14 protein-coding genes and 1 other annotated feature are annotated in these 16,912 nt (G+C 49.5%); of the genes, 3 read left to right on the forward strand and 11 right to left on the reverse strand.

Features of this window, described 5'->3' with window-relative positions; genetic code table 11:
- Position 1: 1 nt before the first annotated feature.
- From mreC to ACX4JR_RS12675, 7 genes are all read right to left on the reverse strand, one after another.
- Positions 2–781: a rod shape-determining protein MreC gene (gene mreC / locus ACX4JR_RS12645; protein WP_476058395.1), complete on the reverse strand. Its 780-nt coding sequence runs from the start codon at positions 779–781 to the stop codon at positions 2–4.
- A 67-nt stretch (positions 782–848) separates the two neighbouring features.
- Positions 849–1,880 carry a rod shape-determining protein gene (locus ACX4JR_RS12650; RefSeq protein ID WP_476058396.1) on the reverse strand — a complete coding sequence of 344 codons (1,032 nt, stop codon included), beginning with the start codon at positions 1,878–1,880 and terminating at the stop codon, positions 849–851.
- A gap of 42 nt (positions 1,881–1,922) precedes the next feature.
- A complete protein-coding gene (gene radC, locus ACX4JR_RS12655) occupies positions 1,923–2,621 on the reverse strand; it encodes a RadC family protein (RefSeq protein WP_476058397.1) in 699 nt (232 codons plus the stop codon).
- A gap of 64 nt (positions 2,622–2,685) precedes the next feature.
- Complete coding sequence (locus tag ACX4JR_RS12660; RefSeq protein WP_476058398.1) at positions 2,686–3,282, reverse strand: Maf family protein; 597 nt, start codon at positions 3,280–3,282, stop codon at positions 2,686–2,688.
- Positions 3,283–3,298: 16 nt separating this feature from the next.
- Complete coding sequence (locus ACX4JR_RS12665; RefSeq protein ID WP_476058399.1) at positions 3,299–3,547, reverse strand: DUF4321 domain-containing protein; 249 nt, start codon at positions 3,545–3,547, stop codon at positions 3,299–3,301.
- A 157-nt stretch (positions 3,548–3,704) separates the two neighbouring features.
- Entirely contained in the window at positions 3,705–4,715 is a 1,011-nt protein-coding gene (locus ACX4JR_RS12670; RefSeq protein ID WP_476058400.1) for a sodium:calcium antiporter, read from the reverse strand.
- A 105-nt stretch (positions 4,716–4,820) separates the two neighbouring features.
- Complete coding sequence (locus ACX4JR_RS12675; RefSeq protein ID WP_476058401.1) at positions 4,821–6,128, reverse strand: bifunctional folylpolyglutamate synthase/dihydrofolate synthase; 1,308 nt, start codon at positions 6,126–6,128, stop codon at positions 4,821–4,823.
- 209 nt (positions 6,129–6,337) lie between these two features.
- Between ACX4JR_RS12675 and ACX4JR_RS12680 the strand changes: the two genes are divergently transcribed.
- Complete coding sequence (locus ACX4JR_RS12680; protein WP_476058402.1) at positions 6,338–7,465, forward strand: methyl-accepting chemotaxis protein; 1,128 nt, start codon at positions 6,338–6,340, stop codon at positions 7,463–7,465.
- A gap of 36 nt (positions 7,466–7,501) precedes the next feature.
- On the opposite strand, the gene ACX4JR_RS12685 is transcribed toward ACX4JR_RS12680, so the two are convergent.
- Positions 7,502–10,147, reverse strand: coding sequence for a valine--tRNA ligase (locus ACX4JR_RS12685; protein WP_476060558.1), 2,646 nt, complete (start codon positions 10,145–10,147; stop codon positions 7,502–7,504).
- A gap of 56 nt (positions 10,148–10,203) precedes the next feature.
- Positions 10,204–10,422: a binding site (T-box leader), on the reverse strand.
- Positions 10,423–10,573: 151 nt separating this feature from the next.
- Between ACX4JR_RS12685 and ACX4JR_RS12690 the strand changes: the two genes are divergently transcribed.
- Positions 10,574–12,082 carry an amino acid permease gene (locus tag ACX4JR_RS12690; RefSeq protein WP_476058403.1) on the forward strand — a complete coding sequence of 503 codons (1,509 nt, stop codon included), beginning with the start codon at positions 10,574–10,576 and terminating at the stop codon, positions 12,080–12,082.
- Positions 12,083–12,179: 97 nt separating this feature from the next.
- Here ACX4JR_RS12690 and ACX4JR_RS12695 read toward each other — a convergent pair whose 3' ends face one another.
- Positions 12,180–12,635 carry a TIGR04086 family membrane protein gene (locus ACX4JR_RS12695; protein ID WP_476058404.1) on the reverse strand — a complete coding sequence of 152 codons (456 nt, stop codon included), beginning with the start codon at positions 12,633–12,635 and terminating at the stop codon, positions 12,180–12,182.
- Positions 12,636–12,767: 132 nt separating this feature from the next.
- Between ACX4JR_RS12695 and ACX4JR_RS12700 the strand changes: the two genes are divergently transcribed.
- Positions 12,768–13,823 (forward strand): ABC transporter substrate-binding protein, encoded by a 1,056-nt coding sequence (locus ACX4JR_RS12700; protein WP_476058405.1) that lies wholly within the window; start codon positions 12,768–12,770, stop codon positions 13,821–13,823.
- A 4-nt stretch (positions 13,824–13,827) separates the two neighbouring features.
- Here ACX4JR_RS12700 and yihA read toward each other — a convergent pair whose 3' ends face one another.
- Both yihA and lon read right to left on the reverse strand, forming a co-directional pair.
- The gene (yihA, locus tag ACX4JR_RS12705) at positions 13,828–14,415 is read right to left on the reverse strand and encodes a ribosome biogenesis GTP-binding protein YihA/YsxC (RefSeq protein WP_476058406.1); all 588 of its coding nucleotides are present in this window, start codon (positions 14,413–14,415) and stop codon (positions 13,828–13,830) included.
- Positions 14,381–16,828, reverse strand: coding sequence for an endopeptidase La (gene lon / locus ACX4JR_RS12710; RefSeq protein WP_476058407.1), 2,448 nt, complete (start codon positions 16,826–16,828; stop codon positions 14,381–14,383). Before lon ends, yihA begins: the two co-directional genes overlap by 35 nt.
- Between the last annotated feature and the right edge of the window lie 84 nt (positions 16,829–16,912).

The raw sequence follows: 16,912 nt of genomic DNA on the forward strand, positions 1-16,912 counted from the left end.
CCTACAGCTCATCTTTTATAATTAACACTTCTTCTAATCGATTAAAGTCTACAAAGGGCTTAATTGTAGCCACTTTAAAAAGCCCGGAAGCTTCCTTTTTAACATCCACCACCACGCCGATGGCTATCCCCTTGGGGTATATACTTCCCTGCCCCGACGTCATAACAGTTTCTCCCCTGGCCACCGCCAGGTTGCCGGGTATATGATTCATGCGCAAATAAGCAGAACCGAAACCAAATCCTTCAACTATACCAGGAGCCCTTGTTTTCTGGATCAGGGCTCCCACTCCACTACGGGGGTCGGTAATTAACAGAACCTCCGAGGTGGTCTCGGAAACATTGAGAATCCTTCCTACCAATCCCGCCGGGGCAACTACTGTCATATTGGGCTTTATACCGTCCTCTTTACCCCTGTTTACTACCAGCGTTCCAAACCAGTTATCGGGATTGCGGGCAATTACGGAGGCCACAACGGAGGTATATCGCTTTCCCTCTTTTTGCTGCCAGTTTAAAAGGCGCTTGAGCCTTTTATTTTCCTGTTTTAGTTCCTCCATTGTTCGTAACTGGGCTTCCAAGCGCTGTACCTTTTCTTTTAACTGTTCGTTTTCCCTGACGACTCCCGCCAGGGAAAACGGGTATAAAACCCAGTTCCTGATCCTTTCCCCGGCATCGGTCATTAAATGATAAACAGGAGCAAAACCATCCCGCAGAATTCTTTCCACGGGAGTAAGTTGCTCCCTCGTGCTTCCGGCATATTGTATGGTAGCTAATACCGATAACACTAAAACAATTATTAGAAAAATATTTTTACCCTGCAGAAAACGGGGCAAAGCCAACACACACCTTTATTTAAGCCAACTTTTTGGGCTGAATTAGCACCTTACGCAATACATCTATATTCTCCAATACCCTCCCGGTCCCATAGGCAACGGAAAGCAGCGGATCATCGGCAAGATGAACCGGCATTCCGGTTTGCTCGCTAACCAGCCTGTCCAGTCCCCGTAGCAAAGAACCTCCTCCAGCCATCACTATACCTCTATCCATTATATCCGCCGCCAATTCCGGCGGGGTATGTTCCAAAGTACCTTTAATGGTCTCAAGGATACTGGACACCGGCTCGGAAAGGGCATTATATATTTCTTCAGCGGTTACTTCCACGGTCTTGGGCAAACCACTGACAAGGTCACGCCCCCTCACCTCGAAATTCTCCAGAGTTGCATCCCTGTAGGCAGTTCCAATTTCTATCTTTATTTCTTCCGCAGTGCGCTCCCCAATCATTAAATTATAAGTCTTTTTAACGTGCTGGATTATAGCCTCATCCATTTCATCTCCGGCAATACGTATGGAGCGGCTGATTACTATCCCGCCCAGGGAAATAACAGCCACCTCGGTGGTACCACCGCCGATATCAACGATCATGTTGCCGGTAGGTTCATGTACCGGCAGCCCCGCCCCTATGGCGGCAGCCATTGGCTCCTCAATGAGATAGGCCTCCCTGGCGCCGGCCTGCAAAGCCGCTTCCCGCACTGCCCGCTCCTCAACGGCGGTTACCCCTGAGGGAACAGAAACCACAACGCGGGGGCGTATTAAGAAAGTTCTGCCCCTTAAGGCCTTACTTATAAAGTATTTTATCATACTCTGGGTAACATCGAAATCAGCAATTACACCGTCTCTCATGGGGCGAATAGCCACTATATTTCCGGGGGTGCGCCCTATCATTTGCTTGGCTTCTTCCCCCACGGCCAAAACTTGACCGTTGTCCCTTTGTATAGCCACCACTGACGGCTCACGCAGCACTATTCCTTTACCTTTCACATAAACCAGGGAATTGGCAGTTCCCAGGTCTATACCCATATCTTTGGAAAACAGACCGAAACGCATTTCGCGGCCCCTTCCTTAGCTAAAATAATCCACTGGCAATATCTAAACGAATCCCTTTTCCTTTAAGCTGATAAATTTATTATCACCAATAATAAGGTGATCCAAAATCTCAATACCTAAAATTTTACCGGCCTCCACCAGCCGGCCCGTAACCTCAAGGTCCTCCCTGCTGGGCTCCGGGTCGCCGCTGGGATGATTGTGAACCAGTATGACCGAAGCCGCACTCCGGCGTATGGCAGGCTTAAATAACTCCCGGGGATGCACCGACGACGTATTCAATGTTCCAATAGATATCAATTCCCTAGCTATCACCTGGTTTTTTACATTTAACAACAGTGCTACAAAATGTTCCCTGTCCAGGTAACGCATATCCTCCATAACCAGCGCCGCAGCATCTTCCGGCGACCTGATGGATTTCCGCTCACCGGCCACCGCCATGGCTACCCTTCGCCCCAATTCCAGCGCGGCCCGTATCTGGGCGGCCTTGGCTAAACCTATACCCTTAATTGAACTAAGTTCTTCCATTGAAACCTGGAGCAAATTGCGTAAGTTTTCATATTTGCTCAACAGCAGTGTGGCCAGGTCTATGGCACTCATATCCGACGTCCCGGTACGAAGCATAATGGCCAACAGCTCAATATCCGAAAGGGCCCCGGCGCCTTCTTTCAGCAGGCGCTCCCTGGGCCTGAGCTCACTGGGCATTTCTTTAATTGTACCGTGATAAGTTCGGGATTTTTTCATTAAAGACCTCCAAGTAGCCTGGGCGGCTCTAACATGAGCGCAGGGGGAGCACCGGTCACACCCTTCAGGGTCTACGTTTCCAGAAGCCGGTCACATCTACTCCGAATTCGCCCAGCATCTCCACCAATTTTGCCACGGGAAGGCCCACCACATTGTAATAACAACCTTTAATCCCACTGACAAAAACCGCTCCCAATCCCTGAATACCATAGGCACCGGCCTTATCCATGGGCTCACCGCTATCCACGTAAGCCTCAAGCTCATGCCGGGCAGACTTTCGAAAATGTACCTTCGTGCATTCATGAGCGGTGACGGACCTGCCGGATCCGGCATCTACTAAAGCCAGTCCCGTATATACCTTGTGTACTCTACCCCGTAAGTTCTCTAACATTTGCAGGGCCTCTTTCCGGCTCCTGGGTTTCCCCAGCACTCTGTTATCCAGGACTACCACCGTATCTGAGCCGATAACCAGCCCTTCCTCCAGCTCCCCCGCCACTGCCCTGGCTTTGCGTAGAGCCAGATTTTCCACCAATAGTCCGGGAGGCATATCCCTTTCAATATTCTCATCAACAGGAACGGCCCGTACAGTAAAAGGAATGGCAAGCTGTCTTAACAGCTCTTGTCTGCGGGGTGATGAAGAAGCCAAAATAATTTTTGTCACTGCTAACCTCCTGCCATCAAATGCGGCGGTAAATTAATAATCCCAGTACCATGCCCAGGGCGGTCAGCGGGCCAAGGGTAATATTAAAACCAAAGGTAACCGTGGCAAAATGCAGGTCCAGCACTACCGGAGGATTTATTCCAAAGGAGGCAGAAGTATTTATATACGGTAACATGGATAAAGATTGGGCAACAGCACTACCCGCCATCGCCCCGGCGAGTAAAAGCAATAAAAGTACCCACGGGCTTTTGGAAGATCTACTCATTATTTTTTCCCACACCCATTTTAAAAGATATAATGCCCTCCACAGGCGACACAAATACGGTAATACCTTTTAACAGTCTATCACTTCCACTAACTTGTGACAAGCTATATCCCAAATTTTAGATCAACATGAATAGGCAAGCACGCCATTTACCCCTTCAGCGAACAATTCCTTTTAGCACCGTTGCTACGAAAAGGCCGTAAAAAAGGCCCCCGGTTACCATTAAAATCCTTCCATCCAGGTAATTTCTATAGTGAATGAAAAAATATACCATAATAGATGCCGCCAAGGCCAGGCCGGCACTTATTTTAGCAGCCAGGGTGAGCTCCCAGGGCGTTAGCAATATACCCACCGCCGGGATTACCGAGCTCTGGAACACCATGGCCCCGGTTATGTTCCCCAGGGCAACCGTATCCTTATTTTGGGAAATCCAAATAATAGAATTGAATTTTTCGGGCATTTCCGTGGCCACTGGAGCTATTAACAGTGACATTATAAAGGCCGGTACACCCAATATCATGGACAAATCTTCCACGGCATGGACAAAAAACCCGGCCCCTATTACCATGGCAGCAAAGGCAAGTAACAGCTGAAATATCACCATGAAAGCAGGGGGTTCTTCTTTTTTCCTGGCCAGGTAAAGGGGATCCAGCTGGTGTTCCTCCCCAAATTCCTCTCCGCTGGTCAGTGTTTTATAAGCAAAAATTATATATGCCACCACCAGCACTAGCGCCACGCCCCACTTGAGCCATCCGGGCATAAATGCAGCGCCGATGGCCAGGGTGTAAACAACTATAAAAAACCCCAGATCTCTTTTGATCACCGCCGGGTCCGGCTCAATGCGCGGAAAATTGACGGCCCGCCGGCTGCGAAATAAAAAAATTGAGGCTCCCACTAGGAACATAGCCAGGGTACCTAACATAAAAGGGGCGCCCAGTATGGCGCCAATTCCTATCTCATGGGCGGCCTCCCCGGTGCCCAGCAGTATGGCCGTTAGGGGAATAAGGGTTTCAGGCATGGCAGTGCCCACAGCGGCAAAGATACTGCCCACGGCCCCCTCGGTAAGATTAAGCTTTTTGCCCAGCCACTCCACACTGTTGGTAAAAAAGGCAGCGCCTACAAGTATAATACCGAGACTGGTAAAAAGTATTGCTATATCCTTTAACAAATGATCACCCCGGAATTTCACAAATTTTATTCTAAAATTATAGTTCTTCCGAATAGCGATGTCTAGCCCGTAAAAATTTATGCGTTAGGTAATCGGCAGGTATCTTTACCATTCGAGGTTGGACACCAGGTGTTCCCTGGCCTCGGCCACCATGTAAAAAGAGCCGGTAATACAAACCACGTCACCGGGGCCGGCGGCTTCAAGTCCCTGGCGTACCGCCTCTTTTATTTCCTCCGCCACCCGGACCTCGGAAACCAGAGGCCGAATTTCTTCGGCCAGCTGCTGCCAGTCGCCGGCCCGGGGGCTGTTGGGCCTGGTGACAACAGCCATGCGGGCCCGGGGAGCCAGCTCCGCCGCCACCCGGCCCCGCTCCTTGTCACCCAGCATACCCATCACTAAAACAACTTGTCTCGAGGGGAAGTAGTCGTCCAGGGCTCGACGAAGACTCCTGGCCCCCTCGTAATTGTGGGCGGCATCAATTAGTACCAGGGGCTCTTCCCGCACTATCTCAAGCCGGGCCGGCCACCGGGTGGATTTGAAACCTTCCCGGAGGGCATCACGGGTAATGATGTAGCCCCTCTCACCCAGCAGCTCTAAAACGGCCACCGCCGTAGCTGCATTTTCCAGCTGGTGCCGCCCAAGCAGGGGAAGCCACAAATCCTTGTACTCCCCGCACCGCCCCCGTACATTAAGCTGCTGCCCCTTTAAGGATATTTCCCCGGTCCCCTCCCAGGTAACATCCCGGCCGACCTCTATTAAGGGCGCATTACACCGGGCACAGGTTTCCCGGATTATCCCCAGTACTTCGGGATTTCGGGAGGCGGTTACCACCGGCACCCCTTTTTTGATAATCCCGGCCTTCACCCGGGCTATTTCCGCAACCGTTCTCCCGAGATAATCCATATGGTCCATAGTCACATTAGTTATAACCGAAACCAGCGGTTTCTTAATTACATTGGTGGAATCAATAGCGCCTCCTAAACCTACTTCCAGTACCAGCAGGTCCACCTGCTGCTCGTAAAAATAACAAAAGGCCATGGCCGTGCTGACTTCAAACTCGGTGGGGTGCTCAAAGCCTTCTTTAACCATGGCGTCCAGGTGGGGGCGCAACCTATCTATATAGGCCGCTACATCTTCACGGGCAATATTTTTTCCGTTTATCCGGTATCTTTCCGTATAACAATGTAGATGGGGTGAAGTAAAAATGCCCGCACGATACCCGGCGGCCGCCAGGACCGATGCCAGCATGGCACCCGTAGAACCTTTTCCGTTAGTTCCTCCCACATGTACTATATTAAGCTTATCCTGGGGGTTGCCCAAGCGGCGCATAAGTTCCGTTATCCGGCCCAGCCCGAAATTCATACCGAATTTTGTCAGGTTTTGCAAATAGCTCATTGCCTCTTCAAAATTCAAAATCTTCTCCCCCCGATAGACCGTATAAACTTAATTTCTTTATTAGGAACACTAAATTTTGTTATTCTACATCATTCGGGTAAAATCCTACTGGCACCAAGAACCGGACACCGTCAATGGCGGATAAGTTTCTTGACACTTGCAGGAATATTTAAAATTTTACCGAACATTTTTACTACATTTTGCTATACGGAGGTTTTAGAAGTTTTATGAACCGTTTTATAAATTTACTTATTACATTTATCTCCACCATAAACATCTTCACTGCCTGCACTATCATAGCCGGGTGGCGGCTGGGCAATTATTCTTTCTCGGGATTGATTACCGGGGCCTTAATTGGAATTGCCATTTGCACCTGTGTTTCTTATTTCGCCCTGGCGCCGGTAAGAATCGGTATGCAGCAGCTTCTGGATTGCACCGATAAAGCTATCCAGGGAGACCTTACCGGTAAAATCCTGAAGCGAAACTACCGGTGGGGTGACTTTCACCAGTTGGTTGTAAACGTTAATAAGGTTCTTAAGGGAGTGCACAAGTGGTTTGCCCTTGTACGAGATACCAGTGCTACCCTGGACCGGGCATCGGAGCAAATAATCTCGGGAACCGAACAGGTGAGCAGCGGCAGTCAGAATCAGGCCAACCAGGTTCAGCAGCTTTTAACTTCCATAGAAAGCCTGACCAACTCTGCCCAACACGCCGCCCGGCAGGCAAAACACGCTGCGGAGCTGGCCCGTGACACCGACGCAAGGGCCCGGCAAGGGGGAGAAATCATAAGCCGGCTCTCCGAAAGTATGCGTAGCATAGACCAAAAGATATCTTCTCTGACCCAAAGCGTTCAACAAATAGACCATTTTCTAACCGTCATTCAAAATATTGCCTCCCAAACAAATCTGTTGGCCTTGAACGCTGCCATTGAGGCCGCCCGGGCAGGGGAACACGGCAGGGGATTTACGGTGGTGGCGGAAGAAATTAGAAAACTGGCCGATGAATCGGAAAAGGCAACCCAGGAAGTAGCCCAGCTTACCTCGGATATCCGGGATGCCGTAAAAGAAACGGTTTCCTTCGTCAATGAGGAAGTGGAACTGTCCCAATCAGCCGGACAAGAATTTGCTTCCATTATGCAACTACTGGAGAAAACAACCAAAATGGTGGAAGATATTGCTATCACCGTGGAAAATCAAGCCGAAACAACCTCATCTATGCTTACCGCCACTCAATCCATCTCTGCCGTGGCCCAGGAAGCGGCTGCCAGCTCAGAAGAAACTTCCGCCGTAGCCCAGGAACTGGCCAATACTGCCGAAGAGTTGAGACAGGTGGCCGGGATATGGAAGTTCGAGTAGAAGTTTCAGACCCGGGTTACACTTCCCGGGCCTTGTTTATTGCATCGCGCCAAACATGGCCAGGCGTTCTTTCAAGGTCTCGGCCTTGCCGGAGAGCTCGACCTCTTTACACCTTTCCTTCTCCACAATCTCGGCGGGAGCCTTGGTCAAAAAGGCTTCATTGCCAAGTTTTTTCTGTACCCTGGCCAGGTCCTTCTCCACGGCAGACAATTCCTTTTTCAAGCGGGCTATTTCCTTATCAATATCAATTAAACCTTTTAAGGGAACGTATATATCCACGCCCCTGGCCACGGCCGCTGCCGCCTGCTCCGGCTTTTCATCCAGGGAAGAATAAATCTTGAGCTCGGCATTTGCAAGGCCTTCAATATAATCCCGGCCTTCCTCCAGAGCCTCCCTGATTTCAGCTGAAGCAGAAACCACAAGGGCCTCCGCCTTCCTGCCCGGCGGTACGTTCATTTCACTTCTTATTTGCCTTATGCCCCTGGTAACATCCATGATAGAGTTCATTTTTTCCTCAGCCGCGGTATCCCGTAAACCTTCGTCATAACAGGGCCACTGGGCCAGCATAATGGTCTCTCCCCTGTGGGGCAGGCGCTGCCAGATTTCCTCGGTAATGAAGGGCATGAAGGGGTGTAAAAGTTCCATGGTACCCCGTAGCACCGAAGCAAGTACATACTGGGCGGTTTTCCTGTCTTTAGGGGTGGTTTTTCCGTACAGGCGGGGTTTTACAAGTTCAATATACCAATCACAAACCTCGCTCCAGATAAACTCATATAGTACGCGGGCCGCCTCGCCCAGCTCATATTTTTCCAAATTCCCGGTTACATCACTTACAACCTGCTGGTAGCGGCTCAAAATCCACCGGTCAGCCAGGGTATAACTTTCCTTGTCCGGGACGTAATTCGGGTCGTAATCTTGTAAATTCATGAGGGCAAACCGGGAGGCATTCCAGATTTTGTTGGCAAAATTTCTGGCCCCGTCCAGGCGCTCAAAGTGGAAGCGCAGGTCATTTCCGGGAGTATTTCCGGTCACCAGCATAAACCGGAGGCTGTCCGCACCGTGACTTTCTATAACCTCAATGGGATCCACCCCGTTACCCAGGGATTTGCTCATTTTTCTTCCCAGTGCATCTAGCACCAGCCCGTGAATGAATACTTCTTTGAAGGGCACGTCATTCATGTGGGCCAGACCGCTGAAAATCATTCTGGCCACCCAGAAAAAGATGATATCCCTTCCGGTAACCAGTACCGAAGTGGGGTAGTAATAGGCCAGGTCCATTGTTTTTTCCGGCCACCCGAGGGTGCTGAAGGGCCAGAGGGCTGAGCTGAACCAGGTATCCAGAACATCGGGATCCTGCTTCAGATTATCCGAGCCACAGGCACTGCACTCCTTAACCGGCTCGCGGGAAGCTATGGTCTCACCGCATTCATTACAATACCACACCGGAATGCGGTGTCCCCACCATAGCTGGCGGCTGATACACCAATCCCGTATATTTTCCATCCAGTTCAAATATATACGGGTAAACCTTTCAGGTATAAACCTTATGCGCCCTTCCTTGACGGCCTTTATGGCGGGCTCGGCCAGGGGCTTCATGCGCACAAACCATTGTTTGGATAACATGGGCTCAATAACGTTGTTACACCTGTAACAGTGTCCCACGGCATGATTGTGGTCCTCTATTTTTATGAGCAAATTCCGGGCCTCCAGGTCCTTAACCACCTGTTTGCGGCATTCCCAGCGGTCCATTCCCTCGTACTTGGGCCCGGCTTCTCCGGTCATCTTGGCATCCTTGTCGATTACTATTATTTCGGGCAGATTATGTCTTTTCCCGATCTCGAAGTCATTGGGGTCGTGGGCAGGGGTTATCTTCACCGCACCGGTACCGAATTCCGGATCCACGTACTCATCAGCTATAACAGGGATTTCCCTCCCCACAAGAGGCAAAATAAGGGTTTTCCCCACCAAGTGCTTGTAGCGCCCGTCATCGGGGTGTACCGCCACCGCCACGTCCCCCAGCATGGTTTCCGGCCGGGTGGTGGCAATGGGCACGAAGTCGTTTTCGCTTCCCTTCACCGGATATTTAATGTAATACAAGTGTCCCGGCCTTTCAATGTGTTCCACTTCTATATCGCTAATGGTAGTCCGGCAGTGACAGCACCAGTTTACAATATAATAATCACGGTAAATGAGACCTTGCTCGTACAGGCGAACAAACACTTCCAAAACGGCCCTGGAACACCCCTCATCCATGGTAAAGCGCTCACGGTCCCAATCACAGGACGAGCCCAGGCGGCGGAGTTGGGTGGTAATGCGCCCGCCGTATTTTTCTTTCCATTCCCAGACCCGCTGGAGAAACTTTTCCCGCCCGAGGTCGTACCTGCTGATGCCCTCTTTGGCCAGCTGCTCTTCCACCTTGGCCTGGGTGGCTATACCCGCGTGGTCGGTACCGGGAAGCCACAGGGCATTATACCCCTGCATACGTCTCCAGCGAGTCAAAATATCCTGGAGAGTGTTGTCCAGTGCATGTCCCATATGCAATTGCCCGGTAACATTGGGAGGGGGCATTACTATACAAAAGGGTTCCCGGTTGGGGTCAACCTTTGAGCGAAAATACTTATTTTTCTCCCAGCAGTCATACCATTTCGCCTCCACTTCTTTGGGGTTATAGGTTTTGGGCATGTTAAATGCCGGCAATTAAGTTCACTCCTTTCCATACAAAAAATAAACTCCTCCCGTGCAAGGACGGAGGAGCCCGCGGTACCACCTTACTTTCGGCAAAAATATATTCGCCGACCCTCAAGGGCTGTAACGGGCTAACCCGGCCGGACCTACTGAAACTTTCAGCCCGGCGGCTCCGGAGCGACATGTACAGGAACCGGGCGGGAAACCTTGCAGCCCGGGGATTCCCTCTCTGGGGCCCGGTGAACCTGCACCCTCTCCTTCACTGCCTTTCTAATTGCGACCTGCCTAAAATCTATCTAATATATTAAAGCCTTCCCCCCAAGCTGTCAACTTTCGCGCTTTGGGTTATAAATCTATTGAATAATAGTTTTAAATTTAAAAAAACTAATAAGTACCATAAAAAATGGAGTTGTTCATTTTAATATGGAATGGAAAACACTTTTACGCACCAAATCAATAAAAAATATAATAAAAGAAGCAAGAGATGATAACAACAAAAATACCCTCGCCAGAACCATGGGTGTATTTGACCTGACCGCACTGGGAATTGGAGCCATTATAGGTACCGGTATCTTCGTTCTGACCGGTGTGGCGGCGGCAAGATACGCCGGGCCCGCCGTTGTAATTTCCTTTATCATCTCGGGAATTGTAGCCGGTCTGGCAGCCCTTGCCTATGCAGAGCTTGCGGGAATGGTACCGGTGGCGGGAAGCGCCTATACCTATACTTATGTCTCTATGGGGGAATTGGTGGCCTGGCTCATTGGCTGGAACCTTATCCTGGAATATCTCGTTGCCGCCGGTGCAGTTGCCATTGGCTGGGCCTCATATTTTGTAGATCTTTTAAAGTCCATGGGTATTATACTGCCTAAAGCAATTACTTCATCTCCCTTTACCGGCGGGATAATAAATATACCGGCCATTATAATTGTACTTTTAATTACCTGGGTGGCAATCCGGGGGACAAAGCACAGCGCCGGAGCTACAAAAATCGTCGTGGCTGCCAAGCTGGCAGTTATAGTTCTTTTTATCGCCCTGGGGCTATTCCACATAGACCCCGGTAACTGGGTTCCCTTCATGCCCTTTGGAGTTTCAGGTATAATCCACGGCGCAGCAATTATCTTCTTTGCCTATATCGGGTTCGATGCCGTTGCTACCGCAGCCGAAGAAGTTAAAAGGCCGAAACGGGATTTACCAAGGGGTATTATTGCCTCTTTGGCAATATCAACGACATTATATGTCCTCGTGGCAGGTATTTTGACGGGTATGCTTTCCTATACGCGATTGAACACCCCTTCGCCAATTACCGCCGCTCTTTTAGCAGCGGGCATAAGGTGGGCAACGGCATTTATCTCGGTTGGGGCACTGGCTGGTTTGACAAGCGTCCTTCTAGCAACGATTTTCGCCCAAAGCAGGATATTTTTCGCCATGTCCAGGGATGGACTACTGCCACCGTTCTTTTCTAAACTTCATAATAAATACAAAACTCCTTATCTTGATACTTTAATCGTTGGAATCGCCGTAAGTGTCATCGGAGCTTTTTTGCCGGTAGGAGTCCTTGCCCAGATGGCAAATATCGGAACGCTTTCAGCGTTGGCAGCGGTTTCCATTGGAGTGGTAATACTTAGAAAAACAAGGCCGGATCTCGACAGACCTTTTAAATTGCCTTGGATTCCATATTTTCCACTGCTTTCCACCGCGGCTGTTATTTACCTTGCCGTAAACCTGCCCACCGTAACCTGGATCAGATTTGTGATATGGATAGTACTGGGGCTGGCAGTATATTTCGCATATGGAATAAAGCACAGCCGCTTGGGCAAGCCAGAAGAAAGGCAGCCAGTTTTTATCTTTGGCTACCCGTCACCGAAACCGGAATTTAATTTTGAAATCGGAAAAATAAACGATAAACCCGGTAATGACAATGGCCAGCCGTAACAGCCCCTGCCAGTGAAAAAACTCAAGGAGAGAACCACCGTCAAAACCCGGTTCTCTCCTTTGCTATGAATAAACCTTGCTCCAGAATTTTTTAACTTTATCTTCCCATACGCCTTAACGTGCCAAATCCTTTGACCGGTAAATTCACTCCCACAATTCCCCCCAGGGCCCCGGCCAGGATCAAAAGGAGCAGGCGAACCCAGATTAAAGGATTCTGCAGGACCTCCAGGCTTCCAACACCCACCATGACCAAAAACAGGAGGCCATAAATTAAACCAACGGTGCCACCGTGTAACCACCCCTGCTTGCGTGCGGATAACCCGCCAGTACCGCCGCCCAATAGCGCCCCCGCCAGCATACATACCCCCAATATACCGGAAAGGTGATACCGGGGCTGTTCGGAGAACGTTACCCATAGTGCCAAAATTACGCCGCAAAACAAGGTCACCATTACCGCCCATATCAGGCCTACCGCCACGGCGGACATTTGAATTTGCCGGGAACCCCGCAATTCCGGACGTGACCAGTATAAAAAGGTAAACCTTTTAAACATCACTTAACCCCCTTACTTTTATATCCATAATATGCCAGCTGGACATATTTATACCTAATTTATTCATATGGCATGAAAATATTGCCTAAAAAATAAATATATTACGGATTAATCTAAAGGGGGCCGGTTTTTTTGCTCAAGAAAAAAGTAATAATATTCTTGTTACTTGCTTTATTTTTAGGTGCGGGAGGACTGGAAATAAAAAAAAGATTGCTAACCCCTGAACCCAGGGCCATTAAAATAACCGTGGCCCAACCCGGGCTATCGCTGGACATGATACCCCATTACCTGGCCCTAAAAAAAGGATTTTTTAAAGAATACCTGGCTGATGTAAAGATAAAAACTTACTCCGGAAAGGAGACACCCCAAGAAACCCTGGCCAGAGGAAAAGCAGATATAATAACAATGGAACTGGCCGGTTTTTTATATAACCGGTACCGGAATGCCGACCTGGTAGCCTTTGCTGCATTAACTGCCGGAGAGCCTTCCTTTATAATGGCCCGGGAAAGTATCCCGGACTTTAACTGGAAAGATCTAAAAAACAAAACCATTATTGGTGCCCCCCCGGAAAGCACAGCCGGAATACTGCTGGAAACGATACTGCGCAGAAATGAACTGGCACCTTACCGTAACGTAACCGTTTTTTATAATATCCCGGACGACCTTCGCAAAGGTGCCTTTAAGGCGGAATGCAGCACCTACCTGCAAGCATCCGAACCGCTGGTTTCCAGCCTGGAACTGGAAGGTACGGCCAGAGTAATAGCCTCGCTGGCCGGGGAAAGGATACCCGCACTGGTCTACGTGACCGACAGTAAACATATCACTAAACACCCAGAAAAAATTCAGCGCTTTACAAACGGCATCTATAAAGCCCTGTTATGGATGAAATATCACTCGGAAGTGATCGCAAAGGATATGGCCCCGGAATTTAAACATATTGACCCCGCCATAATGAATTCCGCCGTTAACAGGTATCTACGGGAAAAAATATGGCCGGAAACACCGCTGATAGATGAAAAATCCATGCAAAAATTCCAGAACATGATGCTTACAGCGGGAGAATTACCGGGCACTGTGGAATGCTCCGGAGCGGTGGAAAACAATTTTACCCGCGAGGCCCTGGAGACGGTGGAATACATTCCGCCGGAACAAAAAAAGAAGGGCCTCAAAAAATTATGGCCCTTCTAAATATCTACCCTTTAACCCACCGTTCTATTACTTTCCACACCTGCTCCCGCCCCGCACCGGTTTGGGCGGAAAAAGGTATTAAGATGTCCTCCTTGCTCAGTTGGAGGACATTTTTTATTGTCGCCAAGTGCTTTTGCCACTTGCCGCGGCTGATTTTATCGCTTTTCGTGGCCACAACCGCATAGGGCAGCCCGTAAAAACGGAGCCACCGGCACATTTGTACATCCTGGGCAGTAGGCTTATGGCGGATATCCACGAGGAGAATTATCCCTTTTAACTGCTCCCGCCCCGCCAGGTAACCCTCAATCATGGGCCCCCACCTGGCCCGCACCTTTTCCGGCACCTTGGCGTAACCGTAACCCGGCAGGTCCACCAGATACAAATTACCGTTAATTAAATAAAAGTTTATAGTTTGGGTGCGCCCGGGAGTATTACTGATCCTGGCAAGCTTCTTACGATTAACCAGTCTATTTAAAAGGGAAGATTTTCCCACATTGGAACGCCCGGCCAGGGCCACCTCCGGGCAGCCTTGGGCCGGGCAATTCTTCAAACTGGTACTACTTTTTACGAATTCCGCGGAAACAATTTTCATGGATGATGGTGGATCCTCCCTCAGCCTCAGCCACTGGATTATATGACATTTCTACCGAAACCTCAGGCGGAGAATTTACTTCTGTCCTGCCCCGGGTATCACTTTCCAGTAACCCTACTTTTAAAACCTCATCCATATTTTCAACCGTGACAAATTCCATCTGCTTTTTAACATTAGCAGGAATTTCACCAAGGTCTTTCTTATTATCTTGCGGTAATACAACCGTCTTTATACCTGCCCTGTGTGCGGCCAGTACCTTTTCCTTGACGCCGCCAATGGGTAACACCCTGCCGCGCAGGGTAATCTCCCCGGTCATTGCCACATCGTTCCTGACCTTGCGCCCGGTAAACACCGATGCCAGGGCCAGGGCTATGGTAATACCCGCAGACGGCCCGTCCTTGGGAATAGCCCCCTCCGGGATATGCACGTGAATATCATATTTTTCAAATTCACTATGGTCAATACCTAATTGGTCAGCCCTGCTGCGAATGTAACTGAATGCGGCCCGGGCCGATTCTTTCATAACGTCCCCAAGCTTACCGGTAAGGGTAAGCTTTCCATTACCTTTATACTTAGTGACTTCAATGGCCAGGGTGTCCCCACCCACCTCTGTCCAGGCCAGGCCGGTGGCAATACCCACCTGGGCTTCCTTCTCGGCCATACCAAAGCGATACCGCGGTGTCCCCAGCATTTGAGGAAGGTTCTGCACCGTAACCCTGACCTTTTTAGCCTTCTTAGATACAATCTGCTTGGCAGTCTTACGGCAAATGCCGGCTATTTCCCGCTCAAGGTTACGTACACCGCTTTCACGGGTATATTCCCGGATGATTTTGCGCACAGCATTTTCTGATACGCTAATCATTTTATCAGTTAACCCGTGTTCTTTAATTTGTTTGGGCAATAAGTGCCGCAGGGCAATTTGAACCTTTTCCTCTTCGGTATAACCGGGAATATGAATAATTTCCATCCTGTCCAAAAGGGGCCTGGGAATGTTATGCTGTACGTTGGCAGTAGTGATAAACATTACGTTGCTCAAATCGTAGGGCAACTCAATATAATGATCGCTGAAGCTATTATTCTGCTCGGGATCCAGCACCTCCAACAGTGCCGATGCAGGGTCTCCCCTGAAATCCATGCTCATCTTGTCGATTTCATCCAGCAGGAAGACAGGATTCTTTGAGCCGGCGTTTCGCATGCCCTGGATAATCCGCCCGGGCATAGCTCCTACATAGGTACGGCGGTGTCCGCGTATCTCCGCTTCATCCCTTACACCGCCAAGGGATAATCTTACAAACTTACGGTCCAGGGCCCGGGCAATGGAACGGCCCAAAGAAGTCTTACCTACACCTGGAGGACCTACAAAGCAAAGGATGGGCCCCTTCATCTTCTTAGCCAGCTTACGGATGGCCAAAAATTCCAGGATCCGTTCCTTGACTTTTTTCAAACCGTAATGGTCCTCTTCCAAAATTCTCTCCGCTACATTAATATCCAGGCGGTCCCTGGTTCCCTTAGTCCACGGTAGTGCCAGCAGCCAATCCAGATAATTGCGTACCACCGTGGCCTCGGCTGCCATTGGCGGCATTTTCTCCAGCCGTTCAACTTCCTTGAGGGCTTTTTCTTCAACTTCCTTGGGCAGCTTGGCCTTGGCTATTTTTTCCCGGTATTCCTCGCCCTCAGCAGCCCGGTCATCCTTTTCGCCCAGTTCTTTCTGGATAGCTTTTATTTGTTCCCGGAGATAGTATTCCTTTTGGGTTTTTTCCATCTGTTTGCGCACGCGAACATTAATTTTGCGCTCCAGTTCCACTATCTCCAGTTCCTTAGAAACAACGGCACACAGTTTCTCCAGCCTTTTGACGATATCCATAGCTTCCAGGATTTCCTGTTTTTCATCTAACCGGAGATTAAGGTGGGAAGCCGTAATGTCGGCCAGCCGTCCGGGGTCATCCAAATTAACAATAGAAGCCATTGTTTCCGGTGGGATACGCTTTGAAACCTTGACATATTGTTCAAACTGGTTGACTAAATTGCGCATTAAAGCCTCTATTTTTGCAGTTTTTTCAAACTTTTCTACATATTGAAGCACCCTTACTTTAAAGAAAGGGGTCTCTTCAATATATTCCTCAATTCTGGCCCTGGCGATACCTTCCACTAATACTCTGATTGTTCCGCCGGGCAACTTTAATAACTGCTTTATTTCTGCCACGGTGCCGATAGCGTAAATGTCATCCGGCCCGGGATCGTCGGTCTGGGCCTCCTTTTGCGTGGACAAAACAATCATTTTGTCCTGCATCATCGCCTCTTCTATGGCCTGCACTGACTTTTCCCTACCCACATCCAGGTGGATAACCATGTAGGGAAAAACCAGAATTCCCCTAAGTGGTAACAAAGGTAAAACCCGTTCGACGGAGTTCATGAATGCACCTCCCCTTAATCACGGTCACTGCTACACATCGCTCGGGCGGATACATTAATCATTTTATCATAACGGGGGGGTACG

It is taken from the genome of Desulfofundulus sp. JL263-se, from assembly GCF_056316025.1.